Origin of the sequence: Streptococcus porcinus, assembly GCF_900475415.1 — a bacterium.
GTDB classification, from domain to species: Bacteria; Bacillota; Bacilli; order Lactobacillales; family Streptococcaceae; genus Streptococcus; species Streptococcus porcinus.
In genome coordinates, this window is the sequence record NZ_LS483388.1 from 888,815 (window position 1) to 906,967 (window position 18,153).

An 18,153-nucleotide genomic window follows, 5' to 3' on the forward strand; every position below is an offset into this window, starting at 1 on the left:
ATACTATCAAATGAGTAAATACGAAATGCTAAGTTGGAAGGATAATGACAAGTTAAAGCTTTTAATAATTGTTGGAACTCGTCCAGAAATAATTAGGCTTTCTGAGGTGATAAAAAAATCTAGACGATATTTTGATGTTATCCTAGCCCATACGGGTCAAAATTATGATTACAATCTTAATGAAGTATTCTTTAAAGATTTAGATTTAGAAGAACCAGACGTTTACCTTAATGCGGTGGGTGAGCATCTAGGTGCTACAATGGGAAATATTATTTCAGAAAGTTATGATTTAATGTCTACAATTGCTCCAGATGCAGTTTTGGTATTAGGAGATACCAATTCATGTTTATCTGTCATCGGTGCTAAAAGGCTTCATATTCCCATTTTCCATATGGAAGCAGGAAATAGGAGTAAAGATGAGTGTCTTCCAGAAGAAACTAATCGCCGTATTGTAGATATTATTTCTGATGTTAATCTAGCTTATTCTGAACATGCGAGAAAATACCTTGCTGATACGGGGCTACCTAAAGAGAGAACCTACGTTACAGGCTCTCCAATGGCAGAAGTCTTAAAAGCTAATTTAACTAAAATTCAAACTTCAGACATACATAAAAAGCTTAGCCTTGAGAAAGGGAAATATATTCTTCTTTCTGCACACAGGGAAGAAAATATTGATACTGATAAGAATTTTCTAAGTTTATTCAATGCTATAAATAAGCTAGCGGAAAAATATGATATGCCAATATTATATTCTTGTCATCCACGTAGTAAAAATAAAATTTCAGCAATGGGTTTCCAGTTAGATAAGAGAGTTATTCAACACGAACCGTTAGGCTTCCATGATTATAATTGTTTACAAATGAACGCTTTTGCAGTTGTATCTGATTCGGGAACTTTACCAGAAGAATCAAGTTATTTTACGTCAGTTGGTAAATCTATTCCAGCAGTTTGCATTCGTACTAGTACAGAACGTCCAGAGGCTTTAGACAAAGGAACATTTGTTTTATCTGGAATTGATGAAAAAGGGTTACTTCAAGCTGTAGAAGTAGCAGTTGAAATGAACAAAAATCAGCATGTTGGGCTACCTGTTCCGGATTATGTTGATGAAAATGTGTCAGATAAAGTAATAAAAATTATTCAATCTTATACAAATATTGTTAATAAAATGGTTTGGCGTAAAGATTAGATTATTTATCTTAGGAGAATTGAATGAGAGTCTTAGTTACAGGCGCAAAAGGAATGGTTGGTACTGCCCTAGTCAATCAACTTAGAAATATTAGAGACAACAAAAACAGAACACGGTCTGATTTAAAGATTGATGATATTTTTGAATATGATATGGATTCAACCGTTGATGACTTAGAATATTTCTGCCAAAATTCAGATTTTATATTTAATTTAGCTGGTGTTAATCGGCCAAAAAATACGAAAGAATTTATGGCGGGAAATTTTGGCTTTGCAAGCACATTATTAGACACGCTAAAAAAATATAATAATAAGGCACCTATTATGCTTTCCTCATCAATTCAGGCGACCTTAGTTGGTAGATATGCTGATGGTGACTATGGGAAGAGTAAACTAGCTGGTGAGAATTTATTCTTTGAATATGCTAAGTCAGAAGGTGTTAAAGTAGCTGTATATAGGTTTCCAAATTTAATGGGGCATTCAAAACCAAATTATAATTCAGCAGTATCCACTTTTTGTCATGCTATAGCAAACGATTTAGAATATACTGTCAGTGACAGAAATGTTAAGATAGAACTATTATACATTGATGATCTGATAGAAGGTATGCTAGACTTGTTAGAAAATAAGGAAGTAAGATGTGACTATGATGGTGTCGTTCCTCAACCTTATTTACATGGTAAGTATTGTTATATTCCTAAAACCCATGTAGTAACATTAGGTGAAATTGTTGATTTATTAGAAAAATTCAAACAGCAACCTATTAATTTATTGATGCCAAAAATTCCGGAAGGGTCCTTTGCAAAAAAATTATTCTCCCTATATTTAACTTACCTACCCATCAATAAATTTAGTTACCCTTTAAAAATGAATATTGATGACAGAGGATCATTTACTGAATTAGTTCATACAGAGGATTGCGGCCAAGTAAGTATTAATATTAGTAAGCCGGGTATTACCAAGGGACAGCATTGGCATAGTAGTAAGTGGGAGCAATTTATCGTTGTGAGTGGTCATGGTTTAATTCAAGAAAGAAATATTGTAACCGGAGAAATTGTTGAGTTTGAAGTTTCAGGTGATAAAATTGAAGCAATCTATATGGTTCCGGGTTGGACTCATAATATTATTAACTTATCTGAAACAGATAATCTTGTAACCGTTATGACTTGTAATGAGATATTTGATCCTGAACATCCGGACACTTATTTTGAAGAAGTTTAGAGAATACTTTATAGAGTGGATAGTATGGAATTAAAAGTAACCAATAAAAAAATCTTAGTCACAGGCGCTGCTGGTTTCATTGGGAGTAACCTTGTACTTGAACTATTAAAAGAAGAACATGTTGGTCATATTATCGGTCTTGATAATATGAATGATTATTATGATGTGTCTTTAAAGGAATTTCGTCTTAATCAGATTAATAATCTTGCAAAAACTAGTAAGTCTAAGTGGACTTTTATCAAAGGTTCAATTGCTGATAGAACACTCGTAGATGACATTTTTACAACTTATAAGCCTGATATTGTTGTGAATTTAGCGGCACAAGCGGGGGTGAGGTATTCTATTTCACATCCTGATATTTATATTGAAAGTAATATTATTGGCTTTTACAATATTTTGGAAGCCTGTCGACATAATCCTGTCGAACATCTTGTTTATGCGTCCTCATCATCTGTATATGGATCAAATGCCAAAATTCCTTATAGTACGGAAGATAAGGTAGATAGTCCTGTATCGTTATATGCTGCGACTAAGAAGTCTAATGAGCTATTAGCACATTCTTATAGTAAACTGTATAATATTCCTTCAACTGGCTTGCGATTCTTTACTGTTTATGGACCTGCAGGTCGTCCTGATATGGCATACTTTGGTTTTACCAATAAATTAATTAAAGGTGAAACAATTCAAATTTTTAATTACGGAAATTGTAAGCGTGATTTTACTTATGTTGACGACATTGTCAAAGGCATTACTTTAGTGATGAATGGCGCTCCCAAAAGAAGTCAAGGTGAAGATGGTTTGCCAATTCCTCCGTATGCTATTTATAATATAGGCAATAGCCACCCAGAAAACTTACTTGATTTTGTTACAATTCTTCAGGAAGAATTAATCGCAGCAGGAGTATTACCTCATAATTATGACTTTGAGTCTCACAAAGAACTTGTAGCAATGCAGCCAGGAGACGTTGCTGTTACCTATGCTGATACTAGTGCACTGGAAAAGGAGTTTGGTTACACCCCTAATACAAGTCTTCGCCAAGGGTTGAAACAATTTGCTGAATGGTATTATGACTTCTATGTGAAAGGACAATAACATGAAAAAAATTGCGGTAGCGGGTACTGGATATGTTGGGCTTTCGATGGCGGTCCTTTTGGCTCAACATCATCAGGTAACAGCGGTTGATATTATTCCTGAAAAAGTGGAGATGATTAATCAAAAACAATCTCCTATTCAAGATAAGGAAATTGAAGAGTTTTTGGCGACAAAAAACTTGCATTTAAAAGCAACTCTAGACGCTCATGAGGCTTATGTAGATGCGGAATTTGTTATTATTGCTGCGCCAACAAATTATGATAGCAAGCGTGATTTCTTTGATACTAGTACTGTAGAATCAGTTATTGAAGCTGTTTTGGCTGTTAATAAAGATGCCGTTATGGTTATCAAATCGACGATTCCAGTTGGTTATACAGAAAGTGTTAGAGAAAAATATCATACAACAAATATCATTTTTAGTCCTGAGTTCTTAAGAGAGTCTCGCGCCTTATATGACAACTTATATCCAAGTCGGATTATAGTTGGAACAGATAAAGATGATTTTGACCTGACAGATAAGGCAATTGCCTTTGCTAACTTGTTGCAAGAGGGAGCTATTAAAGAAGACATTGACACTTTAATTATGGGATTTACGGAAGCAGAAGCTGTTAAGTTATTTTCAAATACCTACCTTGCCTTACGTGTGTCCTATTTTAATGAGTTAGACACTTATGCTGAAAGTAAAGGGCTTGATACTAAATCAATTATTGAGGGTGTTGGTCTTGACCCCCGTATCGGTAGTCATTACAATAATCCGTCATTTGGTTACGGTGGTTACTGTCTGCCTAAAGACACCAAGCAACTTTTAGCCAACTATAAAGATGTTCCACAAAATATGATGACGGCTATTGTTGAAAGTAATCGTACTCGTAAAGATTATATTGCTGATAGAGTGCTTGAGATGGCTGGTGCTTACCAAGGATCAAGCGATTACAACCCTGAAAAAGAAAAAGATATTACGATTGGGGTTTACCGCCTCACCATGAAGAGTAATAGTGATAATTTCAGGCAATCTTCGATTCAAGGTATTATGAAACGAATCAAAGCTAAAGGTGCTAAAGTTATTATTTTTGAACCAAGTTTAGATCAATCTGTTACATTTTTCGGAAGTCAGATTATCAATAATTTAGATGAGTTTAAGAAAAAATCGCAAGCCATCATTGCCAATCGTTATGATTCAAACTTGGATGATGTTAAAGGTAAGGTCTATACTCGAGACTTGTTCCACCGTGACTAAAGCTTGCTATTCTCACCTAATTATTATGCATTAGCATTGCCCTTTTAATTTTCTTGTGTTATATTTATAATATAGTTTTTGAGCGAAGTGTATGGTAAAGGATGGTGTCGTATGAGTGTAACTGAACAAGATGGTCACAAAGTTTTAATTCAAAAATTATTGGTCAGTATTCACTATTTGACACTGTTTAAGGATGAGTTATTACTAGTCGAAAAAACGCCTTCTATTTTAGGAGAAAATTTTCCGCCGGCCCTTGTCCAGTCTGAATTAGGAGATATCGTTACAGCCATCAATGGATTGGATTTCCAGCAGCGCTTGATAGAATCCACTTTTTGGTACGAAGAAAAAGCCTTCAAATTAATGAATAAAACGCTTCAGATTGTTGATAAATGGGTAAAGGGTTTGGATGATTTGATTTCATTGTGTCAATCAAAAGAAGTTTTTCAAGCAATCTTGGGCGATAACCGGATTCGGGTCTTTGGGGTTTTGATTGATGTCTTTTCTTCTTTGAAAATCATTTCGATGTCCTTAAAAGAAGTACCTGTACCGCCAGTTCTTTATGAGCAAATCAAGATGGTCAATATTGAAGAAGAAGCTTTCCGTAAGCACTACCATAGTCCCAAACAGATGGCTCCTGAAACTCAATTTAGTCCGGAACACATACAAGGATAAAAATCAAGTCTTGCTTTTAGCAGGGCTTTTTGAGTAGACTACTTATACATTTCCCTATGTCTTTTGTTAGAAAGTTAACCATTTTTTTGACACTTCTTTTTAAATAAGATATAATAGCAAAAATAGCATACCTTTAACAAGTCCAGAGAGGCTTCAAGGTTAAAATAGTAAAAGTAAGAGCGGTTTGCTCGCTATTTTCTGTAACCTTACTCTCTGAGAGTAAGGTTTTTTGTGTAGAAAGGAAGTTAAATGTTTGAAAAGCGTCCCATTATTGCGTTAGATTTTTCGGGTTTTGAAGAAGTGAAACTCTTTTTAAAGGTTTTCCCTGAGGAGGAAAAATTATATGTCAAAGTTGGAATGGAACTTTATTATGCTGTCGGTCCAGAAATAGTTTACTATATTAAGTCTTTAGGGCACAGTGTTTTCCTTGATTTAAAATTACATGATATTCCACATACGGTCAAAGCCACGATGCAAGTTCTGGCTAAGATGAGAATTGATATGACTACTGTACACGCTGCTGGTGGAATAGAGATGCTGAAAGCTGCATGTGAGGGACTTGGTCAAGAAACTCGGTTAATAGCTGTCACCCAATTAACCTCAACTAGTGAAGAAGAGATGCGTCAGAACCAGAATATTCAAACCTCATTACTTGAATCGGTACTTCATTATGCTAAAGGAGCAGTCACATCTCAACTCGATGGTGTGGTTTGTTCAGCTCATGAAGTTAAGGCAATTAAAGAAGTGGCACCCGAGGGATTTATTTGTGTAACGCCAGGTATCCGACCGGAAGGAGCAGAGATTGGAGATCAAAAGCGTGTGGTGACGCCTAAAGAAGCAAAAATAATGGGAAGTAACTATATTGTTGTGGGTAGGCCTATTACCCGAGCTCAAAACCCTTGGAAGGCCTATCAAGCTATCAAGAAGGAATGGAATGCCTAAAAGCATTTTTGAAGAGAAATGAGGAGAATAAGATGACTTTAGCTAAACAAATTGCTACTGAATTATTAGAGATTAGAGCTGTTTCTTTAAAGCCTGAACAGCCTTTTACCTGGGCTTCAGGCATAAAATCACCAATCTATACAGATAATCGGATTACTCTTTCGTATCCCAAAACACGAACCTTAATTGAAGATGGCTTCGTAGAAATTATTAAAAGGCACTATCCTGAGGTAGATATCATCGCAGGAACGGCGACAGCAGGTATTCCACACGGTGCTATAGTTGCTGATAAAATGAATCTGCCTTTTGCTTATATTCGTAGTAAGCCAAAAGAGCATGGCGTAGGTAATCAGATTGAAGGACATATTGAAAAGGGACAAAAGATGGTTATCATTGAAGACTTGATTTCAACTGGCGGTTCAGTTCTTGATGCTGCTGCCGCAGCTATTCGAGAAGGAGTAGAAGTACTTGGAGTCGTTGCAATCTTCACTTATGAATTGCCAAAGGCCAAAGCCAACTTTGATAAGACAGGTATCAAGTGTCAGACTTTGTCTAACTACTCCCTATTAATCCAAGTAGCCAAAGAAAATGGCTTTATTAATGCTGAAGGCTTGGCTTTGCTAGAAAAATTCCAAGAAGACCAGGAAAATTGGCAAATGAAATAAAGGATTTTGTTTTTGAATGTTCGTCACTTTTTTCATGATATAATGAGTAGAAAAGGAAGGAGAAGCTTTTGCATGACTTATAAAACTCTTTTAACTGACTATAGTCAGGTTTACCGAGACACGGATCGTTTTTATCATTTTAAAGATTCTGATTTGAAAACTCGCTATTATTCAAATTATCTTGATTACAAAATTTTACCCCGTTTAGAGCAGTTAAGTGCAGATTTAGCCTATCTGAGAGAAGAGCAAAAAGATTACCCTCTAGACTACGCAATGGTCTTTTTTCCTGAAAATGCTGAACTTCCGGAAAACATAAAAGCCTACTTGAAAGCTGAACAGTTTGAGATTGAAAAGCACATTATTTTTAGCACTCCTATAAGTCGTTTAAAGCTTAGTCAAAAGGTAATTGATGGTATTACTATTGAGAGATTAAGTGAGCGGCTTTTCAGGGATTACCTTGATTATAAATATCAACAGCGCTTAGTTTATGGCGAAAACTTTGCTAAAGAAATGCATGTCTGGGATCAAGTCCACCTTCCTGAAAAAGGGTCTGAAATTTTGATTGCACGAGATGATCAGGATATTATTGGAGATGTAACGGCTTGGCATTATGGTGACTATATTGAGATGGATGATTTTAGTGTTTTAGAAAACTATCGTGAAAAGGGAATTGGCTCTGCTCTACAAAAAGAAGCTAGTAAGGGATTTCAATATGCTATCCTCATTTCTGAAGAAGTAAACCGTCAAATGTATGAACACCAAGGCTATGAGGAAGTAGCTCATTACTGGGTGGGTACTCGCAAAGAGGAGAGTCATAAAAAGAAGGACTAGCTTATCTGTTACCTTAACTCGGAGTATTGTTTAACATAACACTATGAGAAGAGAGGTTTAATGACCTTAAAAAGCGATTATTATTGAAATCCAAGCCCACTTTTTAAGAAGTTGTACTTATTTTGATTTAAAAGAAAAAGTGGTTTATACTAAAGCGAGATCAATTTAGCCGGAGAGTACAGAATGAAAACATTTAAAGATGCAAGTGAAATGGCCCATGCTGTCAGAACACGCCGAGTAACACCACTAGAACTAGTAGAAGATACAATTGCCAAAGCCAACAAAGTTAATCCTGATTTAAATGCGATTGTGTCAACGCGGTATGAAGAGGCGCGTGAAGAAGCTAGGAGTCGTGATTTTTCTAATTTGCCCTTTGCAGGTGTTCCTATTTTTATTAAAGATTTAGGGCAGAATTTGCCTGGCTCTTTAGCTACTTCAGGGTCCGTCCTTTTTCAAAAGAACTATGCAACTGTGACTAGTCATTATGTTCAGAAATTGCGAGACTTAGGTTTTATTATTTTAGGAAAAACCAATGTCCCAGAATTTGGTTTTAAAAATATTAGCGATAGTAAAGCGAATGGTACAGTCAATCTGCCCTTTGATCTTACGCGCAATGCGGGAGGATCGTCCGGCGGAGCAGCTGCTTTGATAGCAGCAGGAGTAACGGTCATCTCAGCAGCTAGCGATGGAGGTGGCTCGATACGAATCCCTGCTTCCTTTAATGGTCTGATTGGTTTAAAACCTAGTCGGGGGCGTATTCCGACGGGGCCTGAATCCTACCGTAGTTGGCAAGGAGCATCAGTTCATTTTGCTTTAACCAAATCAGTGAGAGATACAAAAAACTTACTGTTCCATCTGCAGGAGTGTCAACTTGAAGGGCCTTTTCCCTTACCTCTACTAAGCGAGGATGTACTTTTTAATGCAAAATCTGTTCCGCTAAAAATTGCTCTATTAAGTAATGAAGTAGACGGAAGCCCTTTTTCAGATGAAGTTAACAAGGCCTTAGGAGAGGTAGTGAGCTTTTTAGAAAATAATGGTCATACGATAACTTCTATTAATCGTCTACCCTTTGATATGGAAGCCCTGATTGATTCTTATTACTTTATGAATGCAGCTGAGACAGCAGCCATGTTTGACGAGATTGAGCAAGCAATCAAACGCCCGCTTACAAAAGATGATATGGAGACAATGACCTGGGCCATTTATCAAGCAGGCCAGAATTTAAAAGCTAAAGATTATTCTAAGGTTATTTCTGAGTGGGACTTCTATAGTGCTTGTATGGCTAACTTTCATAAGGAATATGACTTGTTAATAACACCAACAACGCATGACATTGCTCCTAAGCATAGGCAACTTGACCCAAACCCTGACTTGATGGCAAAGTTGTCTCAGGCTGAAGGCTATACGAGCAAAGAACAATTGCAGCTAGTTAAAGAGATGTTTCAAAAAGGTCTAGCACTCAATCCCTATACCCCACTTGCTAATCTAACGGGACAGCCAGCAATAACCTTACCTCTTTCCTTGGTTAAGGATAAATACCCATTAGGTATTCAATTTATAGCGGCAAAGGGTCGTGAAGACTTACTTTTACAAATAGCATCGCTCTTTGAAGAAGCTGGACAATTTAAAATGAAAATCTAATATATAATACAAAGAGAATCTATTATAGGTTAGGTTCTCTTTGTTTGTAAGCATTGTCATGACTGAAACAAAGGGTATAATGGTATACTAAACTTATTAAAAAAAGGAGTGTTTTTTCTAATGAAAAAAATCTATACATATATCGCTTTAGCTTTTTCAGTTTTTGTTTTAACGGCTTGCGCCTCAAAAAAAGATGACCAAGGTCAGGCTCAATGGAATAAAATTGAGAAGAAGGGTGAACTGAAAGTAGCAACCTCAGGAACTCTTTTTCCACAATCATTCCATGATAAGAAGAATAAGTTAACAGGCTATGATGTTGAAATCATCAAAGAAGTTGGGAAACGCTTAGGACTTAAGGTTAAGTTCACTGAGATGGGGGTTGATGGCATGCTTTCAGCTCTTAATAGTGGTCAGGTTGATATAGCAGGATATTCCATTGAAAAGGATAGTAAGAATGCAAAGAAATTCTTGTACACTAATGCCCATAAATATTCCTTTGGTTCGATGATTGTCCGCCAATCAGATGATTCTGGAATTAAATCATTGAAGGATTTAAAAGGTAAAAAAGCTGCGGGAGCTTCGACAACTTCATATATGAAAGTGGCTAAGAAGTTTGGCGCTAAGTTAGTTATCTATGATAATGTGACTAACGATGTTTATCTAGAGGATGTCGCTAATGGCAGAACTGACGTTATTTTAAATGATTTCTATCTTCAATCAATGGCAAGTAAAGCCCTTCCTGACATTCCTGTGAAAGTCTTAAAAGGTGTTTATTACAACCCTTCAGAATCAAACTTTGCTATTAAGTTAGGGAATGAAAAACTTCAGAAGAAAGTAAACCAAACCTTAGCAGAAATGAAAAAAGATGGGACTTTAACTAAATTATCTAAAGAATTTTTTGCTGGTCAAGACGTATCAAAAGAGAAAAAATATGACTTTAAAAAAATTGACGTTTCAGACGTTGACTAATTAGAAATGGACAGTTGCCGATGAAATTTATTAATTTTCAATTAATGAAAGACAGTCTCTGGTTTGTACTTTCGGGACTACCATATACTATCGGAATCTCGGCACTGAGTTTTTTAACTGGTATCAGTTTGGGGATTCTGTTAGCTATCCTCGGAAGATCACGACATGGCTTTTTCAGAAGAATTGTGAAGGTTTATGTCTCAATCATGCGTGGTGTCCCTATGATTGTCGTGTTATTTATGTTGTATTTTGGAATGCCCTATTTTAACCTGCAATTACCAGCCCTGCTTTGTGCTTATATTGGCTTTAGTTTGGTGAGTTCGGCTTATATTTCAGAGATATTTAGATCTTCTATTAATGCTGTCGCCTTAGGTCAATGGGAAGCAGCCAAAGCGCTGGGTTTGCCTCAAAAAACTGTCATAAAAAAGGTTATCTTACCGCAGGCTATTCGAATTGCTATTCCGCCACTTGGAAACATTGTTATTGATATGATAAAAAGTTCATCACTAGCAGCAATGATTACGGTTCCTGATATTTTTCAAAATGCCAAAATTGTTGGTGGTAGGGAATGGGATTATATGTCCATGTATATTTTAGTGGCTTTCATTTATTGGTCCCTTTGTTATTTATTCGAAAATTTTCAAGCCTATCTTGAATGGAAATTACGGCTTCCAAATGAATAAAAAGAGTTTAACCTCAGAAATCACCGATTTCTGAGGTTTTTGCCTGTAAAATATGCTAAAATATGAGCTAAAGAAATGAAATTTTTTGCTCTAGAAGAAAGGTAGTTTATGAAACATTCAACTTGGCATAAGATGATAAAAGCATCTCTTCCTGATGATTATTTTGCTAAAATCAATCACTTTTTAGATCAGGCTTATCAATCAGGAACAATCTATCCTAAACGTGAAAATGTTTTTCGTTCCCTAGTCGAGACGCCTTATGAAGAAACAAAAGTTGTCATTTTAGGTCAGGACCCTTATCATGGCCCTAGACAAGCGCAAGGTCTATCCTTCTCTGTGCCAGATGACTTACCAGCACCTCCGTCTCTTCAAAACATGTTAAAGGAACTAGAGACTGATATAGGACTGCGAGATCATCATGATTTATTGCCTTGGGCAAAGCAAGGAGTGCTTTTATTGAATGCTTGTTTGACCGTGCCTGAACATCAGGCAAATGGGCATGCAGGGCTTATTTGGGAACCTTTTACAGATGCTGTTATCAAGGTTGCTAATAGCAAGGAAACCCCTGTAGTTTTTATCTTATGGGGAGGATATGCTAGGAAAAAGAAAACATTGATTACCAATCCAAAGCATTTGGTGATTGAAAGTGCTCACCCCAGTCCTTTATCAGCCTATCGTGGCTTTTTTGGTAGCCAACCTTATTCACGGGCTAACCATTTTCTTGAAGCTAATGGTCTTGCTCCTATTGATTGGCTGTCCTAGTATGATTTTTATAGAAGGTAGAGCTCATACTTGTTACTGATAGGTACCTAGTTTAGCAGTGATAAGATTAGTAGACGAAAAGTTTGTTAATAATTTAAAAATTCCCTATCGTTTGAAAGGGAATTTTTTTGAGGTTATGATTTTTTTTGGTGGCTTAGGTTTAGTCCCCAAGGAACGAGATTTTCCTTTTTTGATCTAATGCGTTGGATGTTATCTTTATGACGATAAATAATGAGTACCGCTAGTGAGATGACGATAACAAGCAAGATAGGATCTGGTTGATTTAAGAGGAAATGTATCCTTGGGAAGAAAAGTACAGTAATAGCTGCAATAATGGCTGTACAGATACTTGATAGTGAGATCATACTGAATAGATAGAGAATGACTAAAAAGATTATGGCAAGAAAAAGGACATAGAGTGGTGAGTAGCCAAGGATAACTCCAGCACTGGTTGCTACGGCCTTGCCTCCTTTAAATTTAGCAAAAAGAGGGAAGGTGTGTCCGACTACTGCAAAAAAACCAAAAATAATGGGTGATAAAAAGGTCACTCCAAAGATGATTGGCAGCAGGGTCGCAATAGTCCCTTTTAGGATATCAATTGCTAGGGTAGCAAGACCGGCCTTAATCCCTAAGATGCGAAAGGTATTGGTTGTGCCGGTATTGCCAGATCCGTGTTCTCTCAAATTAATATGATAAAAGTATTGGCCAATCCATAGTCCTGTAGGTATCGAGCCAAGGAGGTATGCAATAATAATTAAGAATGTTAGTTTCATAATTTTTATTATACCATAAAGCTTTTTTTAGATGAGGCAATCTCACTTAAATTTAGATAATAAAAAAATAACTTTGCAAAATTCTCAAAAAACTTGTAAGATTATAAAGATGAAAAAATCTGGAGGTCACTTTGGCTAAAAAAGAAATATCCATAACCAATTATAATGATGATGCAATACAGGTTCTTGAGGGATTAGACGCTGTCCGAAAACGCCCAGGGATGTATATTGGCTCTACAGATGCAACTGGTCTCCATCATCTCATTTGGGAAATTGTTGATAATGCTGTCGATGAAGCCTTATCAGGCTTTGGTAACGAAATCAAGGTTACCATTAATGCTGATGGTTCAGTTAGTGTTGCTGATAGTGGACGGGGGATGCCAACTGGTAAACATGCCATGGGAATACCAACTGTACAAGTTATCTTCACTGTGTTACATGCTGGAGGTAAGTTTGGACAAGGTGGTTACAAAACCTCTGGAGGTCTCCACGGTGTTGGTTCATCAGTTGTTAATGCCTTATCTAAGTGGCTTGAAGTTGAAATTACCCGTGACGGTTCGGTTTATAAGCAACGCTTTGAAAATGGTGGCAAACCGGTCTCAACTCTGAAGAAGATTGCTTCGGCTCCAAAGAGTAAAACGGGCACAACAGTTACTTTTATGCCTGACGATAGTATCTTTTCAACAACTGATTTTAAATTTAACACTATTGCAGAGCGGCTCAAAGAATCAGCTTTTCTTTTAAAGGATGTCAAGATGTCTTTGACAGATCTGCGCGGAGAAGAAGCTGTTACAGAAGAATTTCACTATGAAAATGGCGTGCAAGATTTTGTATCTTATCTAAATGAAGATAAGGAAACGTTGACTCCGGTAATTTATGTTGAAGGAGAAGATCAAGAGTTCCAAGTACAAGTAGCACTCCAATATAATGATGGTTTTTCTGATAATATTTTATCCTTTGTCAATAATGTGCGAACCAAAGATGGTGGTAGCCACGAGACTGGTTTGAAGACTGCTATAACAAAGGTTATGAATGATTATGCACGTAAAACGAATCTTTTAAAAGACAAAGATAAAAATTTAGAAGGCTCTGATTACCGTGAAGGATTATCAGCTGTTCTATCTATCTTGGTTCCTGAACAACATTTACAATTTGAGGGACAAACCAAGGATAAACTGGGAAGCCCACTAGCTCGTCCAGTTGTTGATGGCATTGTTTCTGAAAAATTGACTTATTTTTTACTTGAGAATGGTGAATTAGCAACTAATCTAGTTCGCAAAGCTATCAAAGCCCGTGACGCTCGCGAAGCTGCTCGTAAGGCTCGGGATGAATCTCGAAACGGTAAGAAAAATAAAAAAGATAAAGGCTTGCTTTCTGGGAAATTAACCCCAGCCCAATCCAAAAATGCTAAGAAAAATGAACTTTATTTGGTTGAAGGGGATTCAGCTGGTGGTTCGGCTAAACAAGGTCGTGACCGCAAGTTTCAAGCTATTTTGCCACTTCGAGGTAAGGTTTTAAATACTGAAAAAGCTAAAATGACAGATATTCTCAAGAACGAGGAAATTAATACCATGGTTTATACCATCGGCGCTGGTGTTGGAGCTGATTTTAGCATTGAAGAGATTAACTACGACAAAATCATCATTATGACGGATGCGGATACTGATGGTGCTCACATTCAAACCTTATTGTTAACCTTTTTTTACCGATATATGCGCCCGCTTGTTGAGGAAGGGCATGTCTATATTGCTTTACCGCCTCTCTACAAAATGTCCAAAGGTAAGGGAAAGACAGCTAAGGTGGCCTATGCTTGGACAGACAGGGAGCTAGAAGATCTTCGAAAGGAATTTGGGAAAGGTGCTATGCTACAGCGCTACAAGGGTCTAGGTGAGATGAATGCAGACCAACTGTGGGAGACAACTATGGACCCTGAAACTAGGACTCTCATTCGTGTGACTATTGATGACTTAGCACGTGCAGAGAGGCGTGTGTCTGTCTTGATGGGAGATAAGGCGGCCCCTAGACGGCAATGGATTGAAGACAATGTTACATTTACACTTGAGGAGAATACAGTCTTCTAACACGCACACAAATTCTAAGTGAAAACAACAATACCTTGCTTAAAATTAAAATGCAACTACTTTTAATTTCTCACTTTGTAATTAATATTATATAATTGTATATAATAATTAATTTACTTAACTATTTAGAACAGTAATTGATAATTCTGTTTCTAATTGGGACTATGTCTTATTCTAAATTTGTGAGGTAGAGCTATGAAAAAACATTTTGATAAAAAGCAAGCTATGGAAGAGTTACAAAAAGGTTATAATAAGGCTGATCGCCTGCTAAAAGATGATGCTAAAATGGAATCTTTCCTTGATAAATTGGAGAGAAGAATTAAGTGGATCCCATTTATCAGACAAGAATTAAAATCGATCCCCATTCTAATTAGTATGGTGCGTAGCTATTGGAAAAAGGATTATAGACGTGTGCCTCGAAGAACTATCGTAGCTATTGTGAGTGCTTTAATCTATTTTCTATCTCCAATTGATTTTATTCCTGACTGGATTCCTTTTCTTGGGCAATTAGATGATGCTCTTGTTGTTGCTACCTGTTGGAATCTTGTTTATAAGGATATTGAGGATTACCGTCAGTGGAAAAAAGCTCGGCAAGTGCTCTCTGACTAAACTCTTTTCTTCTTGAAAAATGATTCAATAAGAACTGATTATTTTTTTCAAGACAGGTTCAGGTGGTCATTAACTGCAAGAGCTTGTCTTGATATTTTGTGTAAGGAAGAATTGTTCCGAATTAGCATTAAGAAAAATCGTAAAGCTTTCCTAGCGTCTTTGAGTGACCTGTTTTACTTGAAATATACCTTTAAACAAACAGAAAGGAATTGAACCTGCTTTAAATACTGTACCAAAAAGATAAGTCTTTTAGAAAATCAGGAATTCCTAGTGATTTTCTATATTATCTTTGCAGTTTTCGGGCTTGGTATCTTAAATATGAGTAACATTCAAAACATGTCCCTAGAGGATATCATGGGAGAACGCTTTGGGCGTTATTCCAAATATATTATTCAGGAGCGGGCTTTACCTGATATTAGAGATGGCCTAAAACCTGTTCAACGTCGCATTTTATATTCCATGTATAAAGATGGAAATACTTTTGAAAAAGGTTTCCGTAAATCTGCAAAATCGGTAGGGAATATCATGGGGAATTTCCACCCTCATGGAGATTCCTCAATTTATGATGCCATGGTGCGGATGAGTCAGGATTGGAAGAATCGTGAAATTCTTGTTGAAATGCATGGTAATAATGGCTCGATGGATGGTGATCCTCCTGCAGCTATGCGTTACACAGAAGCTCGTTTATCAGAAATTTCAGGCTATCTTTTACAAGATATTGAGAAAAATACGGTACCATTTGCTTGGAATTTTGATGATACAGAAAAAGAGCCAACAGTTCTACCGGCAGCTTATCCAAACCTCTTGGTTAATGGTGCTACTGGTATTTCTGCAGGTTATGCTACCGATATTCCTCCTCATAATTTAGCAGAAGTGATCGATGCGACGGTTTATTTAATTGATCATCCTAAAGCTAAATTGGATAAATTAATGGAGTTTTTACCTGGCCCAGATTTTCCGACTGGAAGTATTATCCAAGGTCAAGATGAGATTCGTAAAGCGTATGAAACAGGCAAGGGGCGAGTAGTCGTTCGTTCAAAAACGGATATTGAAGAGCTCAAAGGCGGCAAGCAACAGATTATTGTTACTGAAATTCCATATGAAATTAACAAGTCCGTTTTAGTGAAAAAAATTGATGATGTTCGTGTTAATAACAAAGTTCCTGGAATAGTAGAAGTCCGTGATGAGTCTGATAGATCTGGTTTACGAATTGCGATTGAATTGAAAAAAGATGCCGATACACAGACTGTTCTAAACTATTTGTTGAAGTATACTGATTTACAAGTTAATTACAACTTTAATATGGTAGCTATTGATAACTATACACCTCATCAAGTTGGTATTCAAAAGATACTTAGCTCCTACATTGCGCACCGCAAGTCAATCATTATTGAACGTTCCAAATTTGATATGGCTAAAGCTGAAAAGCGCCTTCATATTGTTGAGGGACTGATTCGAGTTATTTCTATCCTTGATGAAGTGATTGCTCTGATTCGTGCATCTGAAAATAAAGCGGATGCCAAGGAAAACTTGAAAATCAGCTATGCTTTTACAGAAGAACAAGCAGAAGCTATTGTTACTTTGCAATTATATCGATTGACTAATACCGACATTGTTACTTTGCAAAATGAAGAGGAAGAACTTCGTAATTTAATCACTACTTTGGGAGCTATTATCGCTGATGAGGCTACCATGTATAATGTGATGAAGCGTGAATTACGAGAGGTTAAAAAGAAATTTGGCAATCCTCGTCGTTCACAATTACAAAAAGAGACAGAGACAATTGAAATTGATACCGCTAGCTTGATTGTGGAAGAAGAGACCTTTGTCAGCCTTACACAAGGTGGCTATATTAAACGAACTAGTCCTCGATCCTTCAATGCTTCAACAATTGAAGAAGTCGGTAAACGTGATGATGATCGCTTAATTTTCGTAACCAATGCAAAAACAACCCAGCATCTTCTTATTTTTACAGATTTAGGGAATGTTATTTATCGTCCTGTACATGAATTGCAAGATATTCGCTGGAAGGAAGTTGGTGAGCACTTATCTCAAACTATTACTAACTACGGTAATGAGGAGAAGGTTTTGTATGCTGAGCTTGTAGATGATTTCAAATCAGTAACTTACTATAGTGTGACACAATTAGGTCAAATTAAGCGTTTTGCAAGAGCGGAGCTAGCACCATGGCGTACCTATCGCTCTAAATCACTTAAGTATGCGAAACTAAAAAATGAGCAGGATCGTATTATTGCTGTTCAGCCTATCCTTTTTGAAGATATCATGTTGATTTCACATCAAGGTTATGCCCTTCGTTTTTCTAATGAGGAAGTGCCCGTTCAAGGCTTAAAAACAGCTGGTGTGAAAGCAATGAACCTTAAAAAAGGTGATTATATTACTTCTGCTTTCTTAGCATACACAGACAGTTTCTTTGTCCTAACACAACGTGGCAGTCTGAAGCGAGTGGCTACGGAGGATATCCCGCAAACGAGTCGAGCGAATAGGGGACTGTTGGTTCTGAGAGAATTAAAAAATAAACCTCACCGTGTCTTCTTAGCTGGTGCTGTCAAGAGTTCGGTGTCAAATAAAGCCATTGATCTATTTAGTAGTCCACAAGCTGACAATGATGAGTCTAGTATAAAATTGATAGTTACTAGCAAAACTGGTCAAGAATATTTAGTGAATTTAGCCAACTATTCCTTGTCTGAACGTACAAGTAATGGTACTTTTATTTCAGATTCTATCTCAGATCAAGAGGTCTTGTCAGTAAGATTTGACTAAAAAGGACGG

Annotated in this window: 16 protein-coding genes; 15 read left to right on the top strand and 1 reads right to left on the bottom strand. The window is 36.8% G+C overall.

The window, feature by feature from the left end:
- The first annotated feature begins 10 nt into the window (after window positions 1–10).
- The 12 genes from wecB (at window position 11) to DQM45_RS04480 (ending at window position 11,900) form a co-directional block, all read left to right on the top strand.
- Window positions 11–1,186, top strand: coding sequence for a non-hydrolyzing UDP-N-acetylglucosamine 2-epimerase (gene wecB, locus DQM45_RS04425; RefSeq protein ID WP_003084701.1), 1,176 nt, complete (start codon window positions 11–13; stop codon window positions 1,184–1,186).
- Window positions 1,187–1,209: 23 nt separating this feature from the next.
- Entirely contained in the window at window positions 1,210–2,406 is a 1,197-nt protein-coding gene (locus tag DQM45_RS04430; RefSeq protein WP_003083146.1) for a polysaccharide biosynthesis C-terminal domain-containing protein, read from the top strand.
- Between the two features lie 24 nt (window positions 2,407–2,430).
- Entirely contained in the window at window positions 2,431–3,498 is a 1,068-nt protein-coding gene (locus DQM45_RS04435; protein ID WP_003085154.1) for an NAD-dependent epimerase/dehydratase family protein, read from the top strand.
- Window position 3,499: 1 nt separating this feature from the next.
- Window positions 3,500–4,735 carry a nucleotide sugar dehydrogenase gene (locus DQM45_RS04440; RefSeq protein WP_003085304.1) on the top strand — a complete coding sequence of 412 codons (1,236 nt, stop codon included), beginning with the start codon at window positions 3,500–3,502 and terminating at the stop codon, window positions 4,733–4,735.
- 111 nt (window positions 4,736–4,846) lie between these two features.
- On the top strand, window positions 4,847–5,407 hold the full coding sequence (locus tag DQM45_RS04445) for a hypothetical protein (RefSeq protein WP_003083436.1): 561 nt from the start codon (window positions 4,847–4,849) through the stop codon (window positions 5,405–5,407).
- A 249-nt stretch (window positions 5,408–5,656) separates the two neighbouring features.
- Window positions 5,657–6,349: an orotidine-5'-phosphate decarboxylase gene (gene pyrF / locus DQM45_RS04450; RefSeq protein WP_003085657.1), complete on the top strand. Its 693-nt coding sequence runs from the start codon at window positions 5,657–5,659 to the stop codon at window positions 6,347–6,349.
- Window positions 6,350–6,381: 32 nt separating this feature from the next.
- A complete protein-coding gene (gene pyrE, locus DQM45_RS04455; protein ID WP_003084043.1) occupies window positions 6,382–7,014 on the top strand; it encodes an orotate phosphoribosyltransferase in 633 nt (210 codons plus the stop codon).
- Between the two features lie 72 nt (window positions 7,015–7,086).
- A complete protein-coding gene (locus tag DQM45_RS04460) occupies window positions 7,087–7,845 on the top strand; it encodes a GNAT family N-acetyltransferase (protein ID WP_003086056.1) in 759 nt (252 codons plus the stop codon).
- 183 nt (window positions 7,846–8,028) lie between these two features.
- A complete protein-coding gene (locus tag DQM45_RS04465; protein WP_003084334.1) occupies window positions 8,029–9,486 on the top strand; it encodes an amidase in 1,458 nt (485 codons plus the stop codon).
- A 120-nt stretch (window positions 9,487–9,606) separates the two neighbouring features.
- Complete coding sequence (locus DQM45_RS04470; protein WP_003086096.1) at window positions 9,607–10,455, top strand: transporter substrate-binding domain-containing protein; 849 nt, start codon at window positions 9,607–9,609, stop codon at window positions 10,453–10,455.
- Between the two features lie 20 nt (window positions 10,456–10,475).
- Window positions 10,476–11,138, top strand: a complete 663-nt coding sequence (locus DQM45_RS04475) for an amino acid ABC transporter permease (protein WP_003085100.1) — start codon at window positions 10,476–10,478, stop codon at window positions 11,136–11,138.
- 108 nt (window positions 11,139–11,246) lie between these two features.
- Window positions 11,247–11,900, top strand: coding sequence for a uracil-DNA glycosylase (locus tag DQM45_RS04480; RefSeq protein WP_003082792.1), 654 nt, complete (start codon window positions 11,247–11,249; stop codon window positions 11,898–11,900).
- 134 nt (window positions 11,901–12,034) lie between these two features.
- Here DQM45_RS04480 and plsY read toward each other — a convergent pair whose 3' ends face one another.
- Window positions 12,035–12,673: a glycerol-3-phosphate 1-O-acyltransferase PlsY gene (gene plsY, locus DQM45_RS04485; RefSeq protein ID WP_003085107.1), complete on the bottom strand. Its 639-nt coding sequence runs from the start codon at window positions 12,671–12,673 to the stop codon at window positions 12,035–12,037.
- Between the two features lie 131 nt (window positions 12,674–12,804).
- On the opposite strand from plsY, the gene parE reads away from it, so the two are divergent.
- From parE to parC, 3 genes are all read left to right on the top strand, one after another.
- A complete protein-coding gene (parE, locus tag DQM45_RS04490) occupies window positions 12,805–14,754 on the top strand; it encodes a DNA topoisomerase IV subunit B (RefSeq protein ID WP_003083016.1) in 1,950 nt (649 codons plus the stop codon).
- Window positions 14,755–14,949: 195 nt separating this feature from the next.
- A complete protein-coding gene (locus tag DQM45_RS04495) occupies window positions 14,950–15,363 on the top strand; it encodes a YkvA family protein (RefSeq protein ID WP_003085567.1) in 414 nt (137 codons plus the stop codon).
- A gap of 318 nt (window positions 15,364–15,681) precedes the next feature.
- Window positions 15,682–18,144 carry a DNA topoisomerase IV subunit A gene (gene parC / locus DQM45_RS04500; protein ID WP_081461249.1) on the top strand — a complete coding sequence of 821 codons (2,463 nt, stop codon included), beginning with the start codon at window positions 15,682–15,684 and terminating at the stop codon, window positions 18,142–18,144.
- The last annotated feature ends 9 nt before the right edge of the window (window positions 18,145–18,153 follow it).